The organism is Antiquaquibacter metalliresistens, from assembly GCF_029211225.1.
GTDB classification, from domain to species: Bacteria; Actinomycetota; Actinomycetes; order Actinomycetales; family Microbacteriaceae; genus Rhodoglobus; species Rhodoglobus metalliresistens.
The window spans coordinates 170209-193711 of the sequence record NZ_JARGEM010000006.1; the positions used below are offsets into that span (position 1 = coordinate 170209).

At 68.2% G+C, this 23503-nt stretch carries 21 protein-coding genes; 11 read left to right on the forward strand and 10 right to left on the reverse strand.

Annotation, left to right across the window (positions count from 1 at the left end):
- The first annotated feature begins 66 nt into the window (after window positions 1-66).
- The 10 genes from uvrA (at window position 67) to PYV02_RS12350 (ending at window position 11358) form a co-directional block, all read left to right on the forward strand.
- Window positions 67-2952, forward strand: coding sequence for an excinuclease ABC subunit UvrA (gene uvrA, locus PYV02_RS12305; RefSeq protein ID WP_275759442.1), 2886 nt, complete (start codon window positions 67-69; stop codon window positions 2950-2952).
- A 12-nt stretch (window positions 2953-2964) separates the two neighbouring features.
- On the forward strand, window positions 2965-4851 hold the full coding sequence (gene uvrC, locus PYV02_RS12310; RefSeq protein WP_275759338.1) for an excinuclease ABC subunit UvrC: 1887 nt from the start codon (window positions 2965-2967) through the stop codon (window positions 4849-4851).
- Window positions 4852-4863: 12 nt separating this feature from the next.
- Entirely contained in the window at window positions 4864-5739 is an 876-nt protein-coding gene (rapZ, locus tag PYV02_RS12315; RefSeq protein WP_275759339.1) for an RNase adapter RapZ, read from the forward strand.
- Window positions 5740-5785: 46 nt separating this feature from the next.
- Window positions 5786-6763 carry a DNA-binding protein WhiA gene (gene whiA / locus PYV02_RS12320; protein ID WP_275759340.1) on the forward strand — a complete coding sequence of 326 codons (978 nt, stop codon included), beginning with the start codon at window positions 5786-5788 and terminating at the stop codon, window positions 6761-6763.
- A 97-nt stretch (window positions 6764-6860) separates the two neighbouring features.
- Window positions 6861-7487, forward strand: a complete 627-nt coding sequence (locus tag PYV02_RS12325; protein ID WP_275759341.1) for a superoxide dismutase — start codon at window positions 6861-6863, stop codon at window positions 7485-7487.
- Window positions 7488-7580: 93 nt separating this feature from the next.
- On the forward strand, window positions 7581-8585 hold the full coding sequence (gene gap / locus PYV02_RS12330; protein ID WP_275759342.1) for a type I glyceraldehyde-3-phosphate dehydrogenase: 1005 nt from the start codon (window positions 7581-7583) through the stop codon (window positions 8583-8585).
- A 24-nt stretch (window positions 8586-8609) separates the two neighbouring features.
- Window positions 8610-9827 carry a phosphoglycerate kinase gene (locus PYV02_RS12335; protein WP_275759343.1) on the forward strand — a complete coding sequence of 406 codons (1218 nt, stop codon included), beginning with the start codon at window positions 8610-8612 and terminating at the stop codon, window positions 9825-9827.
- The gene (tpiA, locus tag PYV02_RS12340; RefSeq protein ID WP_275759344.1) at window positions 9815-10612 is read left to right on the forward strand and encodes a triose-phosphate isomerase; all 798 of its coding nucleotides are present in this window, start codon (window positions 9815-9817) and stop codon (window positions 10610-10612) included. The genes PYV02_RS12335 and tpiA overlap by 13 nt, the downstream gene beginning before the upstream one ends.
- 121 nt (window positions 10613-10733) lie before the next feature.
- Window positions 10734-10988 (forward strand): preprotein translocase subunit SecG, encoded by a 255-nt coding sequence (gene secG / locus PYV02_RS12345; protein ID WP_275759345.1) that lies wholly within the window; start codon window positions 10734-10736, stop codon window positions 10986-10988.
- 10 nt (window positions 10989-10998) lie between these two features.
- On the forward strand, window positions 10999-11358 hold the full coding sequence (locus tag PYV02_RS12350) for an RNA polymerase-binding protein RbpA (RefSeq protein WP_275759346.1): 360 nt from the start codon (window positions 10999-11001) through the stop codon (window positions 11356-11358).
- A 27-nt stretch (window positions 11359-11385) separates the two neighbouring features.
- Here PYV02_RS12350 and pgl read toward each other — a convergent pair whose 3' ends face one another.
- From pgl to tkt, 6 genes are read right to left on the reverse strand one after another with little or no spacing between them, the layout of a single operon-like run.
- A complete protein-coding gene (gene pgl, locus PYV02_RS12355; RefSeq protein ID WP_275759347.1) occupies window positions 11386-12177 on the reverse strand; it encodes a 6-phosphogluconolactonase in 792 nt (263 codons plus the stop codon).
- A complete protein-coding gene (locus PYV02_RS12360; protein ID WP_275759348.1) occupies window positions 12174-13130 on the reverse strand; it encodes a glucose-6-phosphate dehydrogenase assembly protein OpcA in 957 nt (318 codons plus the stop codon). The genes pgl and PYV02_RS12360 overlap by 4 nt, the downstream gene beginning before the upstream one ends.
- Window positions 13127-14668 carry a glucose-6-phosphate dehydrogenase gene (gene zwf / locus PYV02_RS12365; RefSeq protein ID WP_275759349.1) on the reverse strand — a complete coding sequence of 514 codons (1542 nt, stop codon included), beginning with the start codon at window positions 14666-14668 and terminating at the stop codon, window positions 13127-13129. Before zwf ends, PYV02_RS12360 begins: the two co-directional genes overlap by 4 nt.
- Window positions 14669-14678: 10 nt before the next feature.
- Entirely contained in the window at window positions 14679-16262 is a 1584-nt protein-coding gene (locus PYV02_RS12370; RefSeq protein ID WP_275759350.1) for a glucose-6-phosphate isomerase, read from the reverse strand.
- The gene (gene tal, locus PYV02_RS12375; RefSeq protein ID WP_275759351.1) at window positions 16259-17374 is read right to left on the reverse strand and encodes a transaldolase; all 1116 of its coding nucleotides are present in this window, start codon (window positions 17372-17374) and stop codon (window positions 16259-16261) included. Before tal ends, PYV02_RS12370 begins: the two co-directional genes overlap by 4 nt.
- Window positions 17375-17400: 26 nt before the next feature.
- Window positions 17401-19479, reverse strand: a complete 2079-nt coding sequence (gene tkt, locus PYV02_RS12380; RefSeq protein WP_275759352.1) for a transketolase — start codon at window positions 19477-19479, stop codon at window positions 17401-17403.
- A 218-nt stretch (window positions 19480-19697) separates the two neighbouring features.
- Between tkt and PYV02_RS12385 the strand changes: the two genes are divergently transcribed.
- Window positions 19698-20618, forward strand: coding sequence for a heme o synthase (locus tag PYV02_RS12385; protein WP_275759353.1), 921 nt, complete (start codon window positions 19698-19700; stop codon window positions 20616-20618).
- Window positions 20619-20633: 15 nt separating this feature from the next.
- Here PYV02_RS12385 and PYV02_RS12390 read toward each other — a convergent pair whose 3' ends face one another.
- The 4 genes from PYV02_RS12390 to PYV02_RS12405 form a co-directional block, all read right to left on the reverse strand.
- On the reverse strand, window positions 20634-21338 hold the full coding sequence (locus tag PYV02_RS12390) for a hypothetical protein (protein ID WP_275759354.1): 705 nt from the start codon (window positions 21336-21338) through the stop codon (window positions 20634-20636).
- A complete protein-coding gene (locus PYV02_RS12395) occupies window positions 21335-21760 on the reverse strand; it encodes a DUF6114 domain-containing protein (protein ID WP_275759355.1) in 426 nt (141 codons plus the stop codon). Before PYV02_RS12395 ends, PYV02_RS12390 begins: the two co-directional genes overlap by 4 nt.
- Entirely contained in the window at window positions 21751-22347 is a 597-nt protein-coding gene (locus tag PYV02_RS12400; RefSeq protein WP_275759356.1) for a DUF6230 family protein, read from the reverse strand. The genes PYV02_RS12395 and PYV02_RS12400 overlap by 10 nt, the downstream gene beginning before the upstream one ends.
- Window positions 22348-22459: 112 nt before the next feature.
- Window positions 22460-23377, reverse strand: coding sequence for a COX15/CtaA family protein (locus tag PYV02_RS12405; RefSeq protein ID WP_275759357.1), 918 nt, complete (start codon window positions 23375-23377; stop codon window positions 22460-22462).
- Between the last annotated feature and the right edge of the window lie 126 nt (window positions 23378-23503).

Consider the following 23503-nt stretch of genomic DNA (forward strand, 5'->3'; position numbering starts at 1 on the left):
GTCGGTGGCCTCCGTAGAATGGTGAGAGTGTCCATCACCGAGGTCGAGGAACTCGACGAGTCCAGCATGATCGCGGCGATCCAGGCACGGTCGTCGAGTCCGACCAGTTCGCTGAGCGTGCGCGGAGCGCGGGTGCACAACCTGCGCAACGTCGATCTCGAGATCCCGCGCGACTCGCTCGTCGTCTTCACCGGCCTCTCCGGTTCCGGCAAGTCCAGTCTCGCCTTCGACACGATCTTCGCGGAGGGGCAGCGCCGCTACGTCGAATCGCTGTCGGCCTACGCGCGGCAGTTCCTCGGGCAGGTCGACCGTCCCGACGTGGACTTCATCGAGGGCCTCAGTCCCGCGGTGTCCATCGACCAGAAGTCGACGAACCGCAATCCGCGCTCGACGGTCGGCACGATCACCGAGATCTATGACTACATGCGCCTGCTCTGGGCGCGAATCGGTGTGCCGCACTGCCCGGTGTGCGGGGAGCGCATCGAGAAGCAGTCGGTGCAGCAGATCGCCGACCAGCTCATGACCCTCGAGACCGGTGTGCGATACCAGATCGTCAGCCCGGTGATCACGCAGAAGAAGGGCGAGTTCGTCGACCTCTTCAAGGAGCTCGCGAGCAGCGGGTACTCGCGAGCGATCGTCGACGGCGAGCAGATTCAGCTCAGCGACCCGCCGACGCTCAAGAAGTCCTTCAAGCATGACATCTCGGTCGTCGTCGACCGCCTCGTCGCCAGCGACGACATCCTCACCCGACTCACGGACTCGCTCGAGACCGCGCTGCGTCTGACGGACGGCATTGTCGCCATCAACTTCGTCGACGAAACGGGGGATGCCGCGTGGCGCACCTTCTCCGAGAAGCTCTCCTGCCCCAACGACCACCCGATCCAACTGACCGAGATCGAACCGCGCACCTTCTCGTTCAACGCCCCGTTCGGCGCGTGCCCGGAGTGCTCGGGCCTCGGCACGCGCATGTCGGTGGACGCCGACCTGCTCATTGCCGACGACTCCGTGAGCATTGCCGATGGCGCCATCCTGCCCTGGACCAGCGCTGGCAAGGGGCTGTTCAACTACTTCGAGAAGCTGCTCGACGGACTCGCCCGCGACCTCGACTTCTCGCTCGACACCCCGTGGGGCGAGCTGCGCGACGACGTCAAAGAAGCGGTGCTGCGGGGCAACAACTTCCAGGTGACGGTGAAGTGGAAGAACCGCTACGGCCGTGAGATGAAGTACTCGACGGGCTTCGAGGGCGTCATCCCCTACATGGAGCGCAAGTACATCGAGGCGGAGACCGACAGCCAGCGCCAGCGGGTTGCCGAGTATCTTCGTGAGATCCCGTGCCCGGTGTGCGACGGCAAGCGGCTCAAGCCCGAGGTGCTCGCGGTCACGGTCGACGGTCAGAGCATCTCCGACGTCTGCGAGCTGAGCCTCGTCAAGTCCTACGAGTTCATGCAGCAGCTGGAGCTCTCCGACCGGGATGCCCGCATCGCCGCGCAGGTGCTGCGCGAGATCCGGCTGCGGCTGGAGTTCCTCATCGAGGTGGGGTTGAGCTACCTCGACCTCATGCGCGCCGCAGCGACCCTCAGCGGTGGCGAGGCCCAGCGCATCCGGCTGGCGACCCAGATCGGCTCGGGGCTGACGGGCGTGCTCTATGTGCTCGACGAGCCGTCCATCGGTCTGCACCAGCGCGACAACCGTCGGCTCATCGAGACCCTCGTCAAGCTCAAGAACCTCGGCAACACGCTGATCGTGGTCGAGCACGACGAGGACACGATCCGCACCGCGGACTGGATCGTCGACATCGGCCCCGGCGCGGGCGAGCACGGCGGTGAGGTCGTGCACTCCGGTTCGTACCAGGCGCTGCTGCGCAACGAGCGGTCGATCACCGGCGACTACCTCTCCGGCCGCAAGGCGATCGAGACGCCGAAGACGCGCCGCACGGTCGATCCGGCACGCAAGATCACCGTCGTCGGCGCGCGCGCGAACAACCTGCGCAACGTCGACGTGGAGTTCCCGCTCGGCGTGGTCACGGCCGTCACCGGTGTCAGCGGATCCGGCAAGTCCAGTCTGGTGAACGACATCCTCTACAAGGTGCTCGCGAACGAGCTCAATGGCGCGCGCCAGATCCCGGGCAAGCACACGCGGGTCACCGGACTCGACGACCTCGACAAGGTCGTGCACGTCGACCAGGCGCCGATCGGGCGCACGCCGCGCTCCAACCCCGCGACCTACACCGGCGTGTTCGACAAGATCCGCACCCTGTTCTCCGAGACTGCGGACGCCAAGGCTCGTGGCTACCTGCCGGGGCGTTTCTCCTTCAACGTCAAGGGCGGGCGCTGCGAGAACTGCTCGGGCGACGGCACGATCAAGATCGAGATGAACTTCCTGCCCGACGTCTACGTCGCGTGCGAGGTGTGCGGGGGAGCGCGCTACAACCGCGACACCCTCGCCGTGAAGTACAAGGGCAAGAACATCGCCGAGGTGCTCGACATGTCGATCAGCGAGGCGGCCGAGTTCTTCGAGGCGATCTCCAGCATCCATCGCTATCTCAAGACCCTGGAAGAGGTCGGACTCGGGTACGTGCGACTCGGTCAGAGCGCCACCACCCTCTCGGGCGGTGAGGCCCAGCGGGTCAAGCTCGCGACGGAGTTGCAGCGCCGTTCGATGGGGCGCAGCGTCTACGTGCTCGACGAGCCGACGACGGGTCTGCACTTCGAAGACGTGCGCAAGCTCCTGATCGTGCTGAACGGCCTCGCCGACAAGGGCAACACCGTGATCGTGATCGAGCACAACCTCGACGTGATCAAGTCCGCGGACTGGATCGTCGACCTCGGTCCCGAGGGCGGCGCCGGCGGCGGTCAGGTGATCGCGACGGGCACGCCGGAGCAGCTCGCCGAGGTCGCCGACAGCTTCACCGGGTTCTTCCTCAAGGAGACCCTGGAGGGCGCTCGCGTCTAGCGAGCCGAAGCCATGGCCCAGACCGTGAGCTGGCGCCCGAAGGCGGGCGAGATTCCGCAGCAGGCGGGCGTCTACCGCTTCCGTGACGCGAATGCGCGCGTGCTCTACGTTGGCAAGGCCAAGAACCTCCGATCCCGGCTGAGCAACTACTTCGCGCCGCTCGCGACACTGCACGAGCGCACCCGGCGCATGGTGCTGACCGCGGCATCCGTGGAATGGACCGTCGTCGGCAACGACTTCGAGGCCCTGCAACTCGAGTACACCTGGATCAAGGAGTTCGACCCGCCGTTCAACGTGCAGTACAAGGACGACAAGTCCTATCCCTACCTGGCGATCACGCTCGGCGACGACGTGCCGCGGGTGCTGGTGACCCGCAACCGTGGCATCCCGAACGCGCGGTACTTCGGGCCGTACAGTCGGGCCTGGGCCATCCGCGACACGGTCGACGTGCTGCTGAAGGCGTTCCCGATGCGCTCCTGTTCGGACGGCGTGTACCGACGCGCCCAGCAGACCGGGCGTCCGTGCCTGCTCGGCGACATCGGCAAGTGCGCCGCGCCGTGCGTCGGGCGGGTCACCCCCGAAGAGCACAAGTCGATCGCCGTCGACTTCGCGAGTTTCATGAGCGGCAACGACTCCACCTTCGTGGCCCGCATCACCAAGCGCATGAAGGATGCCGCTGCCGACCAGGACTACGAGGCCGCCGCGCGCTATCGCGACCAGATCGCCGCCATGGAGACGGCACTGGCCAAGAACGCCGTCGTGCTCGACGAGACGGTCGATGCCGACCTCTTCGGCATCGCGCACGACGAGCTCGCCGCCGCCGTGCAGCAGTTCGTGGTGCGCGGCGGTCGCATCCGCGGTGTGCGCGCCTGGGTGGTCGACAAGGAGCTCGACCTGGAGCTGCCGGATCTCGTCGAGTCGGTGCTGCAGAAGGCCTACGACGACGCCGTGCCGCCCCGGGACGTGTTCGTGCCCGCGGTTCCGGATGATGCCCCGGCACTCGAACGCTGGCTGGGGGAGCTGCGCGGTCCAGGGTCGCGCGTGCGGCTCGCGGTGGCCAAGCGCGGTGACAAGGCCGCCCTCGCCCAGACCGTGGCGCAGAACGCCACGCAGGCGCTCATCCTGTACAAGTCGCGGCGCAGTGCCGACTTCGTCGCCCGGTCGCAGGCCCTCGCCGACATCCAGGAGGCACTCGGCATGGACGAGGCGCCGCTGCGGATGGAGTGCTTCGACGTCTCGCACCTCAGCGGAACGAACATCGTCGCCTCGATGGTCGTGTTCGAGGACGGGCTGCCGCGCAAGGATCACTACCGTCGGTTCGCGATCCCCGAGTCCAGCGACGACACCGAGTCGATCTACCAGGTGCTCACCCGCCGCCTGGCCTACCTCCGGGAGCCGGTGATCGAGTCCGAGGACGGCACGGACCGGCGCAAGAAGTTCGCCTATCCGCCGCAACTGCTGATCGTCGACGGGGGACAGCCGCAGGTCGCCGCGGCGAAACGCGCGCTCGACGAGGCCGGCATCACCGGCATCCAGCTCGCCGGCATCGCCAAACGGCTCGAGGAGATCTGGTTGCCCGACGCCGACTACCCGGTGATCCTGCCGCGCAACTCCGACGCGCTGTTCCTCATCCAGCGGATCCGTGACGAGGCCCACCGCTTCGCGATCGGATATCAGCGCCAGAAGCGTCGCAAGGACATCGCGACGGTGCTCGCCGAAATTCCGGGACTCGGCCCGTCGCGCATCAAGGAGCTGCTCAAGCACTTCGGCTCCGTCGCGCGCCTGCGCCAGGCGGATGCCGCGGCCATCGCCGAGGTGCGCGGCATCGGTCCCGCGCTCGCACGAACCATCATCGAGCGGCTCGACGAATCCGCCAGAGGCTCCGCGCAACCCCGGTAGTCTTGGTGCACCATGCCAGCGGAACGTGACAGCCAGGAGATGCTCATCGTCACCGGCATGTCCGGCGCGGGCCGCTCGACGGTCGGCAACGCGCTCGAGGACCTCGGCTGGTACGTCGTCGACAACCTCCCGCCGCAGATGCTGCGCCCGTTCGTCGAGCTCGCACAGCGTGCCGGCAGCGCCCTGCCCCGCATCGCGGCGGTCGTGGACGTGCGCGGCGGCAGGGTGTTCGCCGACCTCGCCGAGGAGCTCGATCGGCTTCGCGAGGACATCCGCTTGCGCGTGCTCTTCCTGGAGGCGACCGACGCCGTGCTCGTGCGGCGCTTCGAGCAGGTGCGGCGACCGCATCCGCTGCAGGGAGACGGCACGACGCTCGACGGCATCGCGGCAGAGCGCGCGCGCATGGGCGAGGTGCGCGCGAACAGCGACCTCATCGTCGACACCTCGGACCTCAACATCCATCAGCTCGCGAATCAGATCTCGGATCTCTTCACGTCCGACGAGCGGGCCGGGCTGCGCATCACGGTGGAGAGCTTCGGCTTCAAGTACGGACTCCCGGCGGACGCCGACCTCGTCGCGGACTGCCGCTTTCTGCCCAACCCGTTCTGGATCAGCGAGCTCAAGAATCTCACCGGTCTCGACGACGCCGTGCGGGAGTACGTGCTCGGACTGCCCGGCGCCGAGCAGTTCCTCGACGATTATGCGCGTACGCTCGAACCGGTCTTCGCGGGATTCCAGCGCGAGAACAAGCGACACGCGACCATCGCGCTCGGCTGCACCGGCGGCAAGCACCGCTCGGTCGCCATGGCCGAAGCGCTCGCCGCCAGGCTGCGCGAGCTGCCGGACGTCGCCGTGAGCATCAAACACCGCGACCTGGGTCGCGAATGACGGCGGCGCCCATGTGGCGCCCAAGACGTGAGAGGAAGGACCGCGCGTGGCACTCACCGCCGAGGTCAAGGAAGAACTCGCTGGCGTTCAGGCCGGCCGCACGAGCGTGCGCGCAGCGGAGCTCGCGACGATCCTGCGGTTCTCCGGGGGACTGCATGTGATCTCGGGTCGAATCGCCGTCGAGTCCGAGCTCGAGACCGAGAAGCTCGCCCGGCGCGTGCGCAAGGACATCGCGGAGCTCTACGGGGTGCGCGCCGACGTGAGCCTCGTGTCGGCATCCGGCCAGCGGCGCGCCACGCACTATCTCGTTCGAGTGCTCGACGGCGGCGAGACCCTCGCGCGTCAGACCGGACTGCTGGATGCCCGGCGCCGACCGATCCGCGGCCTGCCCAACCGGCTAACCACCGGCGGCATCGAAGAGCTCTCCGCGGTCTGGCGCGGAGCCTTCCTCGCCGCGGGCACCCTCACCGATCCGGGACGCTCGGCCGCCCTCGAGGTGACCTGCCCGGGCAACGAGGCCGCGATGGCCCTCGTGGGCGCCGCCGGACGCCTCAAGATCTCGGCGAAGGCACGGGAGGTGCGCGGCGTGCACCGCGTCGTCGTGCGCGACGGCGAGGGCATCGCCGCGATGCTCGTGCTCATGGGCGCCGAGCACACCGTTCAGGCCTGGAACGACCTGCGCCAGCGCCGCGAAGTGCGCGCGACGGCGAACCGGTTGGTCAACTTCGACGACGCCAACCTGCGACGCTCGGCGCAGGCCGCGGTGGCCGCCTGCGCACGCGTGGAGCGCGCGCTCGAGATCCTCGCCGACGACGTGCCGGAGCACCTGCGCTACGCGGGGGAGCTGCGGCTGCGGTTCCGCGACTCCAGCCTCGATGAGCTCGGCCACCACGCCGATCCGCCGATGACGAAGGATGCGGTGGCCGGTCGCATCCGTCGCCTGCTCGCGATGGCCGACAAGAAGGCCTCCGATCTGGGTATTCCCGGCACGGATGCGAACCTTCCGCCGGACCTGGAGGAATAGAGCACTCCAGTGCCCCGGTTCACGTAGTTAGACTGGAACGGTCTCCCCGGCTCGACGTTCTGTCGCAGTTCTCGGGGCAAATCGCTAGGAGAAATCGATGGCTGACTACACCCTCCCCGAACTTCCGTACGACTACTCGGCGCTCGCACCGCACATCAGCGCGACGATCATGGAGCTGCACCACAGCAAGCACCACCAGGCCTACGTGACCGGCGCGAACGCGGCGCTGGCCGCCCTCGCCGAGGCCCGCGACAAGGGCGACCTCGCGAACGTCAACAAGCTCGAGAAGGACCTCTCCTTCAACCTCGGTGGCCACGTCAACCACTCCATCTTCTGGACCAACATGTCCCCGGATGGCGGCGACAAGCCCACCGGTGACCTCGCCTCGGCGATCGACGACCAGTTCGGCTCGTTCGACAAGTTCACCGCGCACTTCACCGCGACCGCCATGGGTGTGCAGGGCTCCGGCTGGTCGGTGCTCGCCTACGACTCCATCGGTCAGAAGCTCATCATCGTGCAGTTCTTCGACCAGCAGGGCAACCTCCCGGCCGGTATCGTGCCGCTGCTCATGCTCGACGTGTGGGAGCACGCGTACTACCTCGACTACAAGAACGTGCGCGCCGACTATGTGAAGGCGTTCTGGAACATCGTCGACTGGGGCAACGTGCAGCGTCGCTTCACCGTGGCCCGCGAGAAGACCGACGGCCTGCTGCTACTGTCATAGCGGCATCGTGGCCGGAGCCCGATGGCTCCGGCCACACTCGATCTCAACCCCTCGAAAAGCGCGTCGTGTGACGCCTGAGAAACTGGAGCAGTAGTGACCAAGATCGGTATCAACGGATTCGGCCGCATCGGCCGGAACTTCTTCCGTGCCGCACTCGCCAAGGGCAGCGACCTTGAGATTGTCGCGGTCAACGACCTCACCGACAACAAGTCGCTCGCCCACCTGCTCAAGTACGACACCATCACGGGCCGTCTCGACGCCACCGTGGAGTTCGACGACACGCAGATCATCGTCAACGGCAAGGCCATCAAGGTCTTCGAGGAGCGCGACCCCGCGAACCTGCCCTGGGGTGAACTCGGCGTCGACATCGTGATCGAGTCGACCGGTCGCTTCACCAAGTCGGAGGACGCCTCCAAGCACATCGCCGCCGGCGCCAAGAAGGTCATCGTCTCCGCCCCGGCCACCGGCTCGGATGTCGCGACCCTGGTGCTCGGCGTCAACGAGGGCACCTACGACCCCGCGATCCACAACATCATCTCCAACGCGTCGTGCACCACGAACTGCCTGGCCCCGTTGGCGAAGGTATTCATGGACAACTTCGGCATCGAGCGCGGTCTCATGACCACGGTGCACGCCTACACCGCCGACCAGAACCTGCAGGATGGCCCGCACGGCGACCTGCGCCGGGCGCGTGCCGCGGCCGCGAACATCATCCCGACCTCGACGGGCGCCGCGAAGGCGCTCGGCCTCGTCATCCCGGAGCTCGTCGGCAAGCTCGACGGCTACGCCCTGCGCGTGCCGGTGATCACGGGCTCAATCACCGACCTCACGCTCACCACCAAGGCGAACGTCACGGTCGCGCAGATCAACGAGGCCTACAAGAACGCGGCCGAGGGTGAGCTCAAGGGCATCCTCAAGTACACCGAGGACGAGATCGTCTCCAGCGACATCGTCGGCGACCCGCACTCGTCGATCTTCGACGCCGGCCTCACCAAGGTGATCGGCGACCAGGTGAAGGTCGCCTCGTGGTACGACAACGAGTGGGGCTACTCCAACCGTCTCGTCGACATCACCGAGTACGTCGGCGCCCGGCTCTAGCGCCGGCGCCTCGGCTCAGACACCATGACGCTTCGCACGATCGGATCCCTCGGGGATCTCTCGGGCAAGACCGTGCTCGTCCGATGCGATCTGAACGTCCCGCTCAAGGACGGCAAGATCACCGACGACGGCCGGATCCGCGCCTCGCTTCCCACGCTCAACGCACTCATCCACGCGGGAGCACGACTCGTCGTGATTTCGCACCTCGGCCGCCCGGATGGCGCACCCGACGCGAAGTACAGCCTCGAGCCGGTGGCTCAGCGCATGTGCGAGCTGCTCGGCAAGCCTGTCGTGTTCGCGCACGACACGGTCGGCTCGGCGGCTGCGGACGCGGTGGGCGAGCTCGAGCCCGGGGGAGTGGCCCTGCTGGAGAACCTCCGGTTCAACGCCGGGGAGACCTCCAAGGTCGACGCCGAGCGACGTGAGTTCGCGTCCAAGCTCGCGGCATTCGGCGATGCCTTCGTCTCCGACGGATTCGGCGTGGTGCACCGCAAGCAGGCGAGCGTGTACGAGCTCGCCGAGTTGCTGCCCAGCGCCGCCGGCCTGCTGGTGGAGACCGAGCTGGACGTGCTCGAGAAGCTCACGGTGCGCCCCGAGAAGCCGTACACGGTCGTGCTCGGCGGTTCGAAGGTCTCCGACAAGCTCGCGGTGATCGACGCCCTGCTGCCACGCGTGGACACGCTGCTGATCGGCGGCGGGATGCTCTTCACGTTCCTCGTCGCGCTCGGTCACAAGGTGGGTGCGAGCCTGCTCGAACAGGACCAGGTGGAGACCGTCAAGGGCTACCTCGAGCGCGCGAAGCAGCTGGGCGTCGAGCTCGTGCTGCCGACGGACATCGTGGTGGCATCCAAGTTCGGTGCGGATGCCGAGGTGCGCGTCACGCCCGCCGACGCGATCGAGGACACCCCGTTCGGCGCCTCGGGCCTGGGGCTGGACATCGGACCGGATTCCGCGGCCGCCTTCGCTCAGGCGATCGGCCGCTCCAAGACGGTGTTCTGGAACGGACCGATGGGCGTGTTCGAGCTGGCGCCCTTCGCGGCCGGCACCAAGGCGGTCGCTGAGGCGCTCACCACCATGGACGGCTTCGGTGTCGTCGGCGGCGGCGATTCGGCCGCCGCGGTGCGTGCCCTCGGGTTCCACGACGACCAGTTCGGGCACATCTCGACCGGCGGCGGCGCGAGCCTCGAGTTCCTCGAGGGCAAGCGCCTGCCAGGACTGGAGGTGCTCGGATGGCAACCGTGAAGCGCATCCCGTTGATCGCGGGCAATTGGAAGATGAACCTCGACCACCTGCAGGCGATCGCCTTCGTGCAGAAGCTCGCCTGGACGCTCAAGGACGCGAGGCACGACTACGGTGTCGACGGATCCGAGGTCGCGGTGTTCCCGCCGTTCACCGACCTCCGTTCGGTGCAGAACCTGGTCTCCGCGGACAAGCTCGACATCGTCTTCGGCGCACAGGACCTCTCCGAGCACGACTCGGGCGCGTACACCGGTGAGATCTCCGGCGCCTTCCTCAAGGCGCTCGAGTGCCGGTACGTGATCATCGGGCACTCCGAGCGTCGGCAGTACCACCACGAGACCGACGAGGAGCTCGGCCGAAAGGTGGCCGCCGCGATCAAGCACGGGCTCATCCCCGTGCTCTGCGTCGGTGAGACCGCGGACGATCTCGAGCAGCACGGCCCGAGTGCGGTGCCGGTCGCACAGCTGCGGGGCGCGCTCGAGAGCATCTCCGGCACGCCGGAGCTGGTGATCGCGTACGAACCCGTCTGGGCGATCGGTTCCGGTCAGGCGGCGACGCCTGAGCAAGCAGAGCAGGTCGCGGCACGACTGCGCGAGACGCTCGCCGAGCTTCTGGGAGACGAGGTGGCGGCTGCCACGCGCATCCTCTACGGCGGCTCGGTGAAGTCCGGGAACATCGCCGGATTCATGCGCCAGCCCAACGTGGACGGCGCACTGGTCGGGGGAGCGAGCCTGGATGTCACGGAGTTCGCGAGCATCGCCCGCTTCCAGAAGCACGTCGGCACCTGATCACATCGCGGCGACGAACTCGGCGTCGCTCGATCGACGAGGCCGAGCGTTTCACCGCTGGTCGAGCGAAGTCGAGACCCGCACTGGGCTACACTGACTGAGGCTTTTCGAAAGGTTTGCTGTGCTTGTTGACATCCTCCAGGTCTTCCTGCAGGTGATCCTCGGGATCACGAGTCTGCTGCTGACCCTGCTGATCCTGCTCCACCGTGGTCGCGGTGGCGGCCTCTCCGACATGTTCGGCGGCGGCGTCACGTCAAACCTCGGAGCCTCCGGCGTCGCCGAGCGCAACCTCAACCGCTTCACCGTGATCCTCGCGGTCGTGTGGCTGGCCTGCATCGTCGCGCTCGGTCTCATCACCAAGTTCGACGGCGCGTAAGGGGTACTCGATGGCTTCAGGAGGCAGTGCGATCCGCGGTTCCCGCGTCGGTGCGGGACCCATGGGCGAGCAGGACCGCGGTTACCGCGCGGACAGCATCGCCGTGTCCTATTGGGACGAACTCGGCAACGAGACCGTGCGCCACTTCGCGGCGAATCTCCCCGAAGAGGAGATCCCCGAGACCATCGATTCGCCCTCCACGGGCCTGCCCGCCGGCCGCGACAAGAATAACCCGCCGTCGGTCACCAAGCTGGAGCCCTACAAGACGCACCTCGCCTACGTGAAGGAGCGGCGCACCGAGGATGAGGCTGCACAGCTGCTCGAAGAAGCGCTCGTGCAGTTGCGCACGCGGCGCGGCACGCTCGGCTGATCGCCGCGACATCCCGCTCTCGGGCGACTAGCCGTCGTCGCGGGTCCAGAACTCGCCGGGGTGGATGAGGTTCTCCGGAACCTCCGCAGCGGCCTCGGCATCCACGAAGAACAAGGTCTTGCGACGGCCCTCGACGCCTGCTGCCGGCACCTCGTTGATGCTCGCGCCGGCGAGCGTCAGCCCCAGCGCCGAGGCCTTGTCGACGCCCGCGACGACCATCCAGACGCGCGCTGACGAGTTGATCGCGCGCAGCGTGAGGCTGATGCGCTCCGGCGGGGGCTTGGGCGAGTTGCGCACCGAGATCACGGTGTGCTCCGTGTCGCGGATGCCGCCGCGCTCGGGGAAGAGCGAGGCGATGTGTCCATCCGGGCCCATGCCGAGGAACGTGATGTCGAAGTGCGGCAGTTCGGCGTTGCGAGGGGCGTGCGCGGCGAGGGTCGCGGCATAGGCGGCGGAGGCGTCATCCAGCTCCAGTCCGCTGTCGGATGCCGCCATCGGGTGCACGCGTGCCGGGTCGAGCCCGACATGGTCCAGGAGGGCCGCCCTGGCCTGGGTCTCGTTGCGCTCCGGGTCACCCGTGGGCAGCCACCGCTCGTCGCCCCACCAGACGTTGACCCGGCTCCAGTCCACCAGGTCGCGGGCCGGCGAGTTGTTGATCGCCTCGAGCACGGCGGAGCCCATCGTGCCTCCGGTGAGCACGACCGAGGCCTCGTCGAACTCCTCGATCAGGTCGGTGGTCTTGGCGATGAATCGTGCCGCGACCGCCGCAGCCAGCGCGTTCTTGTCGTTGTGCACGATCACACGTCGTTCGTTGCTCATGATGCTCCCGTGATCTGCGGTCGGGGCAGCTTGCGCAGTCCCTGAGTCATGACCGCGCCGAACAGGTCGTCGGGGTCGAGTCGCCGCAGTTCCTCGGCAAGGCAGTCCCGCAGGTTGCGACGCGGCAGTGAGAGGTCGTGGATCGGCTGATTCGGCTGCACGAGGCGAGCGATTCCGGGCGTGGTGCGCTCCAGTTCGACGGTGCCCGACTTTCGCACCAGATGCACACCCTGGATGCCGCTGCTGCCGTGCGACGCCGGCGTGACCCCGAGCGTCACATCGACCCGCAACTGCAACTGCAGCCAGGCCGCGAGCAGGAACGTGGAGGGGGAGTCGGCGGCACCGCGCACTTCGATGCCGGTGACGCGCTCGTAGGGCGGCTGGTCGAGCACGGCGGCCAGTTGCGCGCGCCAGAGGGTGAGCCGGGTCCATGCGAAGTCCGTGTCGCCGGGGTGGTACGAGTTGGCGATCGTCTCGAGGGATCGCAACGGATCGGCGGTGGATGCGGCATCCGTGATCCGGCGCTGCGCTATGCGGCCGATCGCCGACTCGGAGACGACGTCGGGATGCTCGCGCGGCCACCATGCGACCACCGGAGCGTCGGGCAGCAGCAGTCCGGTGACGAGGCTCTCCTGATCGACGGCGGCGTCGCCGAAGGCGCGCACGACGACGACCTCGCTCGCACCGGCGTCGCCGCCGACGCGGATCTGCGCGTCGACGCGGGCCGCGACCGCAGGCTCGCTCTCCGGCGCCGTCGAGACCACGATCACGCGCATGGGGTGTTCGCGCGAGGCGTCGTTCGCGGCCTCGATCGCCAGCTCCTCCTCGCCGAGCGCCGTCGAGATCACGAGGGTCAGCACGCGACCGAGCGCGACGGCGCCGCCCTCCTCGCGGATCTTGACGAGGTTCTTGGAGATCTGGCTCGTGGTGGTATCGGGCAGATCGACGATCATGGACGCCTCCAGCTGCGGCCGTCACGGGCCATGAGGGCATCCGCGGATGCGGGACCCCAGGTGCCGGGACGATACTGCTCGGGCTGCCCCTGCTTGGCCCAGTACTCCTCGATCGGATCGAGGATCTTCCAACTCAACTCGACCTCCTCGTGACGCGGGAACAACGGCGGGTCGCCGAGCAGCACGTCGAGGATGAGTCGCTCATAGGCCTCCGGGCTCGCCTCGGTGAAGGCGTGGCCGTAGCCGAAGTCCATCGTCACGTCACGCACCTGCATGCCGGCACCGGGCACCTTCGAACCGAAGCGGATCGTCACGCCCTCGTCGGGCTGCACCCGAATGACGAGTGCGTTCTGGCCGAGGTCGGAGGTCTGGCTCTCCGCGAACAGGTACTGCGGTGCGCGCTTGAAGACGACCGCGATCTCGGTCACGCGTCGGCCGAGGCGCTTGCCGGTTCGCAGATAGAACGGCACTCCGGCCCAGCGACGGGTGCCGATGTCGAGGCGGATCGCGGCGTAGGTCTCCGTCGTGGAGAGGGGGTTCATGCCCTCCTCCTCGAGAAAGCCCAGCACCCGCTCGCCGCCCGACCAACCGCCCGCGTACTGCCCGCGGGCGGTGTGCTTGCCGAGATCCTTCGGCAGCCGCACCGCGGAGAGCACCTTCTCCTTCTCGGCGCGCAGATCACCGGCGTCGAAGGAGACGGGCTCCTCCATCGCCGTCAACGCCAGCAGTTGCAGCAGGTGGTTCTGGATGACGTCACGGGCGGCACCGATGCCGTCGTAGTAGCCGGCGCGACCGCCGACGCCCACGTCCTCCGCCATGGTGATCTGCACATGGTCGACGTAGTTCGCGTTCCAGATGGGCTCGTAGAGCTGGTTGGCGAAGCGCAGCGCGAGAATGTTCTGCACCGTCTCCTTGCCCAGATAGTGGTCGATGCGGAAGACGCTGTCCGGAGGGAACACCGATTCGACGACGGCGTTCAGTTCGCGCGCGGTCTTGAGGTCCGAGCCGAACGGCTTTTCGATCACCACGCGACGCCATTGCCCGTCCGCGGGCTCCGCGAGTCCCGAGTTGCGCAACTGCTCCGTCACGAGCGGGAACGACTTGGGCGGGATCGAGAGGTAGAACGCGTGATTGCCCATCGTCCCGCGCTGCACGTCGAGCTCCTCGAGGGTCGACTTCAGGCGTTCGAAGGCTTCGGGCTCATCGAACTCGCCCTGCACGAAACGGATACCCTCCGACAGCTGCATCCAGACGTCCTCGTCGAACGGCGTGCGGGCGTACTGTTTGACCGCATCGTGCACGACCTGGGCGAAGTCCTGGTCCTCCCATTCCCGGCGGGCGAAGCCCACGAGGGCGAACCCCGGCGGCAGCAACCCGCGATTGGCGAGGTCGTAGACGGCCGGCATGAGCTTCTTGCGCGACAGATCGCCGGTCACACCGAAGATCACGAGCGCGCTCGGACCGGCGATCCGGTTCAGCCGTCGATCGGTGGGCAGGCGCAGCGGGTTGAACTGAGCCGAGATCTCCACGGGTGCCATCGAGGCCCTCTCAGCGCAGGGCGTCGATCACGACGGGCAGGGACGCCGCATCGCGCACGGTGAGGCTCAGCACCGGCCGGCCGTGCGCCGCCAGGACGCTCGCATCGCCATCGGCCTGTGCCCGGATCAACTGACCGAAGGTGAACGGACGGTCCGGGATCTGCAGATCGGTCGGCTCGTCCAGCGTGAGCTGGAGGAAGACGCCGACCGCGGGGCCGCCCTTGTGGAACTGCCCGGTCGAGTGCAGGAACCGTGGTCCCCAGCCGAACGTGACCGGGCGCCCCGTGCGCGCGGCGACGGCGTCGCGCAGTTGCACCAGCTCGGGATGGGCGACACGGTCGACGTAGGCCTGGATCGCCACGTAGCCGTCGGGCCCGAGCGTCGCCAGCAATGCGTCGATCGCACCGGGGAGATCGGATGCACCGCCCACGACGTCGGCGGTACCGCGCACCTCGACCCCACCGGCCACGAACGCGGGATCCGCACGCGGCGCCGGGTGGTCGATGATCTCGCGCGTCGCGACCTTCGCGGACTCCACGTCGGGCTGGTCGAACGGATTGATGCCCAGGAGCCGTCCCGCGACGACGACCGCGTACTCCCAGGTCAGCAGCTGCGAGCCGAGCGTGCCGGTGATCTCTATCTCACCGGGCGCCACGTGGCGGGTGTCCTCCCAGTCGCCGACCAGACGGATGATCTGGAGGTCCGGCAGATCGAGCGAGAGCTCCGGAGAGTCGACATCGAGCACCACCGGGAGCACGCCCTTGCCGAGCTTGCCGGTGGACTCGGCGATGAGCTGCTCCGCCCAGTCGCCGAAGCCGAGGATGTGCGTGCCGTCCGGCACGATACCGAGCTTGCCCTTCAACGCCATCGCCGCGCCGAGCACGAGGCCCGCGTTGTCGGGGGAGTCGATCGCGAGTTCGAGCGACATGGTCTCGGCCTCGTCGAGCAGCTCCTCGAGGTCGACGCCGGCTAGGCCGGAGGGCACCAGGCCGAACGCGGTGAGCGCCGAGTAACGCCCGCCGACGTTCGGGTCGGCGTTGAACACGCGGTACCCGGCGGCACGGGCCGACTGATCGAGCGGCGAACCCGGATCGGTGACGATCACGATGCGGTCGAGCGGGTCGATGCCCGCCTCGCGGAAATACTGCTCGTAGATCCGCTTCTGGCTGTCGGTCTCCACCGTCGAACCGGACTTCGAGGAGATCACGACGGCGGTGGTGGCGAGCCGGTCGTTCAGCGCGGCGAGCACCTGGCCGGGATCCGTGGAGTCCAGCACGGTCAGCTCGACGCCGTAGGTGCGGGTGATCACCTCAGGGGCCAGCGACGATCCACCCATGCCACCCAGCACGATGTGGTCGACGCCCTGGTCGCGCAGCGAGTCCCGCAGCGCGTAGATGTCGTCGACCAGGGGGCGGGAGACGGAGACGGCCTCCACCCAGCCGAGGCGGATCGAGGCCTCGGCCTCGGCATCCGCACCCCACAGCGAGGCGTCGCTGCCCGTGATGCGGCTCGCGACCAGGTCCGAGACAAGCTGCGGCACGACGCGGCGGACCGCGTGCTCGACATCGCTGCCGAGGGCGAGCTTGACGCTCACTTGGCTGCCTCGAGCGCGGCGGAGACGGTGTCGAGCAGCTCGTTCCACGAGACGATGAACTTCTCCACGCCCTCCGACTCCAGCAAGGCCGTCACCTCGTCGTAGGAGATGCCGAGCGCGGCGATCGCGTCCAACTCGGCGCGTGCCGAGTCGTAGGCGCCGGTCACGGCGTCGCCGCGGATCTCACCGTGGTCGAAGGTGGCCTCGAGCGTCTTCTCGGGCATCGTGTTCACGGTGTCGGGCACCGCGAGCTCGACCACGTACAGGGTGTCGGGCAGCGAGGGGTCCTTGACACCGGTGGAGGCCCAGAGCGGACGCTGGGTGTGCGCTCCCTCAGCGAGCAGCGCCTTCGCGCGATCCGTGGCGAACGCCTCCGCGTACACCTGGTAGGCGAGACGGGCGTTGGCGACCCCGGCCTTGCTCTTGAGGGCCCTCGCCTCGTCGGTGCCGATCGCGTCGAGACGCTTGTCGATCTCGGTGTCGACGCGCGAGACGAAGAACGAGGCGACCGAGCGGATCGTCGAGAGGTCGATACCGGCCGCCTTGGCCTTCTCCAGCCCCGCGAGATAGGCCTCGATGACCGCGCGGTGGCGGTCCAGGCTGAAGATCAGCGTCACGTTCACGCTGATCCCGGCGCCGATGGTCTCGGTGATCGCCTCAAGGCCCTCGACGGTCGCCGGGATCTTGATCATCGCGTTCGCACGGTCGACCTTGGCCCACAGCTGCTTGGCCTGCGCGATCGTGCCGGCGGCGTCGTGTGCGAGACCGGGCTCCACCTCGATGGAGACCCGACCGTCGCGACCGCCGGTGGCGTCGTAGACGGGCCGGAAGATGTCGCACGCCGCGGAGACGTCGTCCGTGGTGATCTCGAACACCGCATCGGTCACGGTCGTGCCGGCCGCTGCGAGCGTGGTGACCTGCGCATCGTAGGCGTCGCCCTTCGCCAGCGCCGTCGCGAAGATGGTGGGGTTGGTCGTCACGCCGACGACGTTGCGGTCGGCGATGAGCTTCTGCAGGCCGCCCGAGTCGATGCGTTCACGGGAGAGGTCGTCGAGCCAGATGCTCACGCCGAGCTCGGAGAGCGCGGCCGTCGGGGTGGTGTCGGTGCTCATGGTGCTTCTTCTCTCTTTCGGCACGCTTACTGCGCGGCCAGCGATTCCTTGGCGGCGGCCACGGTGGCCTCGGTGGTGATCCCGAACTCGCGGAACAGGGTCTTGTAGTCGGCGGATGCACCGAAGTGCTCGATCGAGACGCTGCGGCCCCGCTCGCCGACGTAGCGCTCCCAGCCGAGACGCAGCCCGGCCTCGACCGAGACCCGGGCGGTGATGGCGGCGGGGAGCACGGACTCGCGGTACGCGGCATCCTGCTCCTCGAACCACTCGAGGCACGGGGCGGAAACGACGCGGGCCTGGATGCCCTCGGCCGCGAGCTGCTCACGGGCCTCCACGGCCAGCTGCACCTCCGAGCCGGTGGCGATGATGATCACGTCGGGCGAACCGTTCGGCGCATCGACGAGCACGTATGCGCCCTTGGCGGTGTTCGAGGCGTCCGCGAAGCCGTTCGCACCGCGTTCGAACACCGGGATGTTCTGGCGCGTCAGGGCGATGCCCGCCGGACCCTGCCGACGCTCGAGCATCGTCTTCCACGCCCAGGCCACCTCGTTGGCGTCGCCGGGACGCACGATGTCCAGACCCGGGATCGCGCGCAGCGACGCGAGCTGCTCGATCGGCTGGTGGGTGGGGCCGTCTTCACCGAGGGCGACGGAGTCGTGCGTCCACACGTAGATCGCCGGCGCCTTCATGAGCGCGGCCAGTCGAACCGCCGGGCGCATGTAGTCGCTGAAGATGAGGAAGGTGCCGCCGTAGGGACGCGTGTTGCCGTGCAGCACGATGCCGTTGAGGATCGCGCCCATGGCGTGCTCGCGGATGCCGAAGTGCAGCGTGCGACCGTAGGGGTTGCCGTCCCACTCGTGCGTGGAGTGTTCGGTCGGAACGAACGACTCCGCACCCGCGATCGTCGTCAGGTTCGACTCGGCGAGGTCGGCGGAGCCGCCCCAGAGCTCGGGGATGATCGCACCGAGCGCGCCGAGCACCTTGCCGCTCGCGGCGCGGGTGGAGACATCCTTGCCGGCCTCGAAGACCGGCAGTGCAGCCTCGACGCCGTCGGGCAGGGCACCGGTGAGCACCCGGTCGAGCAGCGCCTTGCGCTGCGGGTTGGCCGCGGCCCAGGCGTCGAACTGCACCTGCCAGGCCTCGTGCTCGGCCTTGCCGCGCTCGAGCGCCTTGCGCGTGTGCTCGATCACCGAAGGCTCGACGTCGAAGTTCTTGGCCGGGTCGAAGCCGAGCACCTCCTTGACGGCCGCGAGCTCCTCGGCACCGAGCGCCGAACCGTGGATCTTGCCGGTGTTCTGCTTCTTCGGGCTCGGCCAGCCGATGATCGTCTTCAGGATGATCAGGCTCGGCTTGTCGGTGACGGCCTTCGCCGCCTCGATGGCCGCGTACAGTTCGTGCACGTCCTCTTCGTAGACGCCGGTCTTCTTCCAGTCCACGACCTGCACGTGCCAGTGGTAGGCCTCGTAGCGCGCCCTCACGTCTTCGGTGAACGCGATGTTGGTGTCGTCCTCGATCGAGATCTGGTTCGAGTCGTAGATGGCGATCAGGTTGCCGAGCTGCTGGTGTCCCGCGAGCGAGGACGCCTCGCTCGAGACGCCCTCCTGCAGGTCGCCGTCACCGGCGATGACGTAGACGAAGTGGTCGAACGGGCTCGTGCCGGCCGGGGCGTCCGGGTCGAACAGGCCGCGCTCGTAGCGAGAGGCGTAGGCGAAGCCCACCGACGACGAGATGCCCTGACCGAGCGGGCCAGTGGTGATCTCCACCCCGTCGGTGTGACCGTACTCGGGGTGGCCGGGGGTCTTCGAACCCCAGGTGCGCAGCGCCTCGAGGTCGTCGAGTTCGAGGCCGTAGCCGCCGAAGTACAGCTGTACGTACTGGGTGAGCGAGCTGTGACCGGCGGAGAGGATGAAGCGGTCGCGACCGATCCACTCGTTGTCGGCCGGGTCGCGGCGCATGACCTTCTGAAAGAGCAGGTACGCGGCGGGAGCGAGGCTCATCGCGGTGCCGGGATGCCCGTTGCCGACCTTCTCGACGGCATCCGCCGCGAGGATCCGAGCGGTGTCGACCGCTCGCGAATCGATGGGTTCCCACTGGAGATCTGCCACTGACGATGACCCTTCTTGATACGGCGCCCTTGGTGTCGGGGGCGTCCGGAACGGTGCCTGCCTGGCGGCGGCGGCGGTCCGTGGGCAGCCCGGGTTCACGAATGGGCTTCTGGGCTTTGGTGCCGACGGGTGGCAGGCAGTCCAAGTATAGGGAACCTCCAGGATCGGAGCGGGAGGAGGGCGGTGACCGTGATGTCGTGACCTAGAATCGAGGCATCATGGATGTTCTGGTCGAGTCCGCGCCGCCCGTCGACCGGATCGGTTTTCTGCGCAAGGTGAAGGCGTACGTCGGGCTGACCAAGCCTCGCGTGATCGAACTGCTGCTCATCACGACCGCGCCGGTGATGATCCTCGCGGCCAACGGCATCCCGGACCTCTGGCTCGTGCTCGCCACGCTCATCGGCGGTTCGCTCAGCGCCGCCTCGGCGAACGCATTCAACTGCTACATCGACCGCGACATCGACCGTGTGATGAACCGCACCAGCAAGCGGCCGCTCGTCACGGGGGAGTTGAGCGACCGCGAGGCGCTGGTGTTCGCCTGGGTGGTCGGCGTGCTCTCGGTCGTCTGGCTCGGCCTGCTCGTCAACTGGCTCGCCGCCGCGCTCTCGCTCGCCGCGATCCTGTTCTACGTCTTCGTCTACACCCTGCTGCTCAAGCGCCGCACGCCGCAGAACATCATCTGGGGCGGCATCGCCGGCTGCATGCCCGTGCTCATCGGGTGGGCCGCGGTGACCGAGTCGCTCACCTGGACCCCGGTCGTGCTGTTCGGCATCGTGTTCCTCTGGACGCCCCCGCACTACTGGCCGTTGTCGATGAAGTACCGCGCGGACTACCAGTCGGTGAACGTGCCGATGCTCGCGGTGGTGCGCGGTCGCACGCAGGTCGGCCTGCAGGTCGTGCTCTACGCGTGGGCGACGGTGGCGTGCTCGCTGCTGCTGATCCCGGTGGCCGGCATGGGCATCCTGTACACCGTCGTGGCGATCGGATCCGGCGCGTGGTTCGTGATCGAGTCCCACCGCCTGTACGCCACCGCGATCAGGCACGGCGAGGTTCGCCCGATGCGGGTGTTCCACAGCTCGATCAGCTACCTGACCCTCGTGTTCCTCGCGGTCGGAATCGACCCGCTGCTGCCGTTCTGATCCCGCCCGCGGCGGCTATTGGTGCAGCCGCTGATGGGAGTCGTCGAAGGTGATCGAGTCGGCGGTGACACCCACGAGCCCGAGCGTCACCCGCAGCAGCCGTGGGGGCAACTCGTCTCCCGGCGGCGGGGTGGGCGCCAGCAGGCTGATCCCGAGACCGTCGAGCAGGGTCGCCGTGAGCGAGTCGACGTAAACCTGCACGTGGCCGTCGAGGGTCATGGTCGTCGCGGTGCTCACGAGCGACGGGCCGGTGGCGTGGCGCACGTCCAGCAGGAAGTCGGTGATCACGATGCGATCCGCCACGAGCTTGAGCACGGGCGCCTGACGTCCGTCGGCGAGCGGGACCGTGACGGCGCTCACCGATCGCAGCCCGCTGAACGAGATCGAGGAGCCCCCCAGTTGCGCCGCCGGGAGCGTCATGATCGGTGCACCCGGGTCGGGGGCGAGCACGACCGGAAGCCCACCGAGCGCCGGAGCGTCGTCGGGCACCGGCTCCCCGCCGTTGAGCAGCTCGCCCAGGATGCCGCCGACATCGACCGGCGGCACGATCGGCGTATCGCTCGGCGGATCGACCTCCGGGGAGCACGTCATGATCAGCGGGATGCACAGCGCCGCGGCGTGAATCGGTGCGGCGCCGAGCACGCCGAAGCCGACGGCGACGCACAGCGCGCTCAGCATGACGACGCCGCCGCCGTGGCGGGCGCGGCGGCGAGGGCTCACCGGCCCGGCGCGACGGGGCGCACGATGGCGGCTCGCGCGGCCGCATCCGTCGTGTCGTCGGCCGCGGCATCCGTGGTCCTGGGTGCCCAGGCGACGGTGAGGACCCCACCGACCGATCCCAGCAGCATGCCGAGGAAGAACCCCCCGAGGTTGACGCCCACCAGCGAGTACACCGTCACCACGAGGGAGATGACACCGTAGAACACCCGATGCACGGGCATGAGCACGGCCAGGGTACCGAGCACGACGAGCATCACGGGGATGAGGGTGGCCTGGAAGCCTTCGATACCCAGCTGTACGTGGATGTTGCCGAGGTCGAGCTGGCTTGAGAAGAACATCTCGACGCCGGCGAGCACCGTCAGCAGGCCACCGACGAATGGCCGGTCGCGCATCCACTGCCGGATCCCCGGACTCAGAAGCATGACGTGCTCCCATCGGTCAGTTCGACGTGCATTCCGTTGAGTGTGAAGACGGAAGCCTGTGTGCTCCACGCGGTCTGCTGCAGGCCGCTGATGGTGATGGTGTCGGCATCCTGCGCGAAACTGCCGGCGTCGCCCTTGGCGGCGGTGTTCACCGTCGAGGCGTCGACGCCGATCCGGATGTTGCCGAAGCTCGAGTCGCCCTTGAGATCCGTCATGCCGATCTGCAGGTCGGTCGCGGTCGCCGGCGTTCCGGCCCCACCCGCGGTGATCCTGAGGCCGACCGGGCCGAGCGGCGTCTCGGTGACGACCGACTGGCACAGGCCCGTGAGACTCGCGGAGGCGATGTTGGCGATGGCGACCTGGCGCGGTGTGCCCGCGGTGTCGTTCGCGACGCCCGCGTACTGCGAGAAGCCCGTGCCCTCGAGCAGTTCTGCGCTGATCTGGAACTGACTGCCGGAGACGGCGAATGACACCGGCACCGCACCCTGTGCGACCCCGGCCATGAGCACGGTGCTGACGACGGCGACGGGCACGGCCGCGATCGCGATCCGTCCCGCGTGCGTCGTGGTGAGTCGCTTGACTGGCATGTGATCCTCCTCGATCCGGCCGCAGTCGGCCTTCGGCGCGCTGGCGGCGCCTTCCACTCAAAGAGGACCGGTGTTCCTGCGAACTATGACGCCGCTCGCCGGACGAAAATTCTCAGCCGGCGGTCGCGGAGTCGTCACGCAAGGCCAGCACCACCGCGGTCATCGCGCCGCCGAGGCAGACCGCGAGCACCATGTGGATGCCCACGAGCACCTCGGGAAGTCCGAGGCGCGCCTGGGCGAGCCCCACCACGATCTGCGCAGCCTCGATGCCGAGCAGCACGAGGGCGAGCCGCAGCAGTCGCCCCTGTCCCAGGCGCCAGGCGCCGAGCACGAGCACGATCGTCGCGGCGAGAGTGGCGTAGGCCGGCCAGCTGTGCACGTGCTGCAACAGCTCCGAGTTCAGACCGTTGCGCGCGGCGCCGCCGTCGCCGGCGTGCGGACCGGACCCGGTCGTGACGATGCCGACCAGAATCGTCACGCTCACCAGCGCCGTCGCGGCATAGGCCAGGACCAGGTACCAGGCGGGCAGGGCGAGCCGCGGGCCGCGCGGCCCGGTGAACACGCGGTAGACGAGCACCGTGGCCAGTGCCACGAGCACAGCGGAGACCACGAAATGCAGCCCGACCACATAGGGGTTCAGGTTGGTAAGCACCGTGATGCCCCCCACTACCCCCTGCGCCGGAATGCCGAGCCCCAACGCCAGGGCCAGGGCGAACAGCTCCGGACGGGTGCGGCGCTGCCGCACCACGAACAGGAACATCGCGATCGCGATGGCTATGAGCACGAACGTCAGGAGCCGATTGCCGAACTCGATGGCACCATGGATGCCCATCTCCGGCGTCGCGACGAACGATCCGTCGGTGCACCGCGGCCAGGTGGGGCAGCCGAGACCCGAGCCGGTGAGACGCACGGCACCGCCGGTGCCGACGATGAGGATCTGCGAGACCAGCGAGAGCACCGCGGTGATGCGAACCCTGCGATCGACGGTGTCGGGCAGTGCCCGCACCCATCCTGCCGTGCTGACACTCATTCTCGGTTCCCGTCACTGTCGAAGCGGCTTCCATCCTACGAGGGCAATCGCGTCCGCCACGCTGCCCTTTCCCGGCCCGGCCCTGTAGAATCTGATGGTTCTGCGAAACGCAGCCCCTTCCCGGGA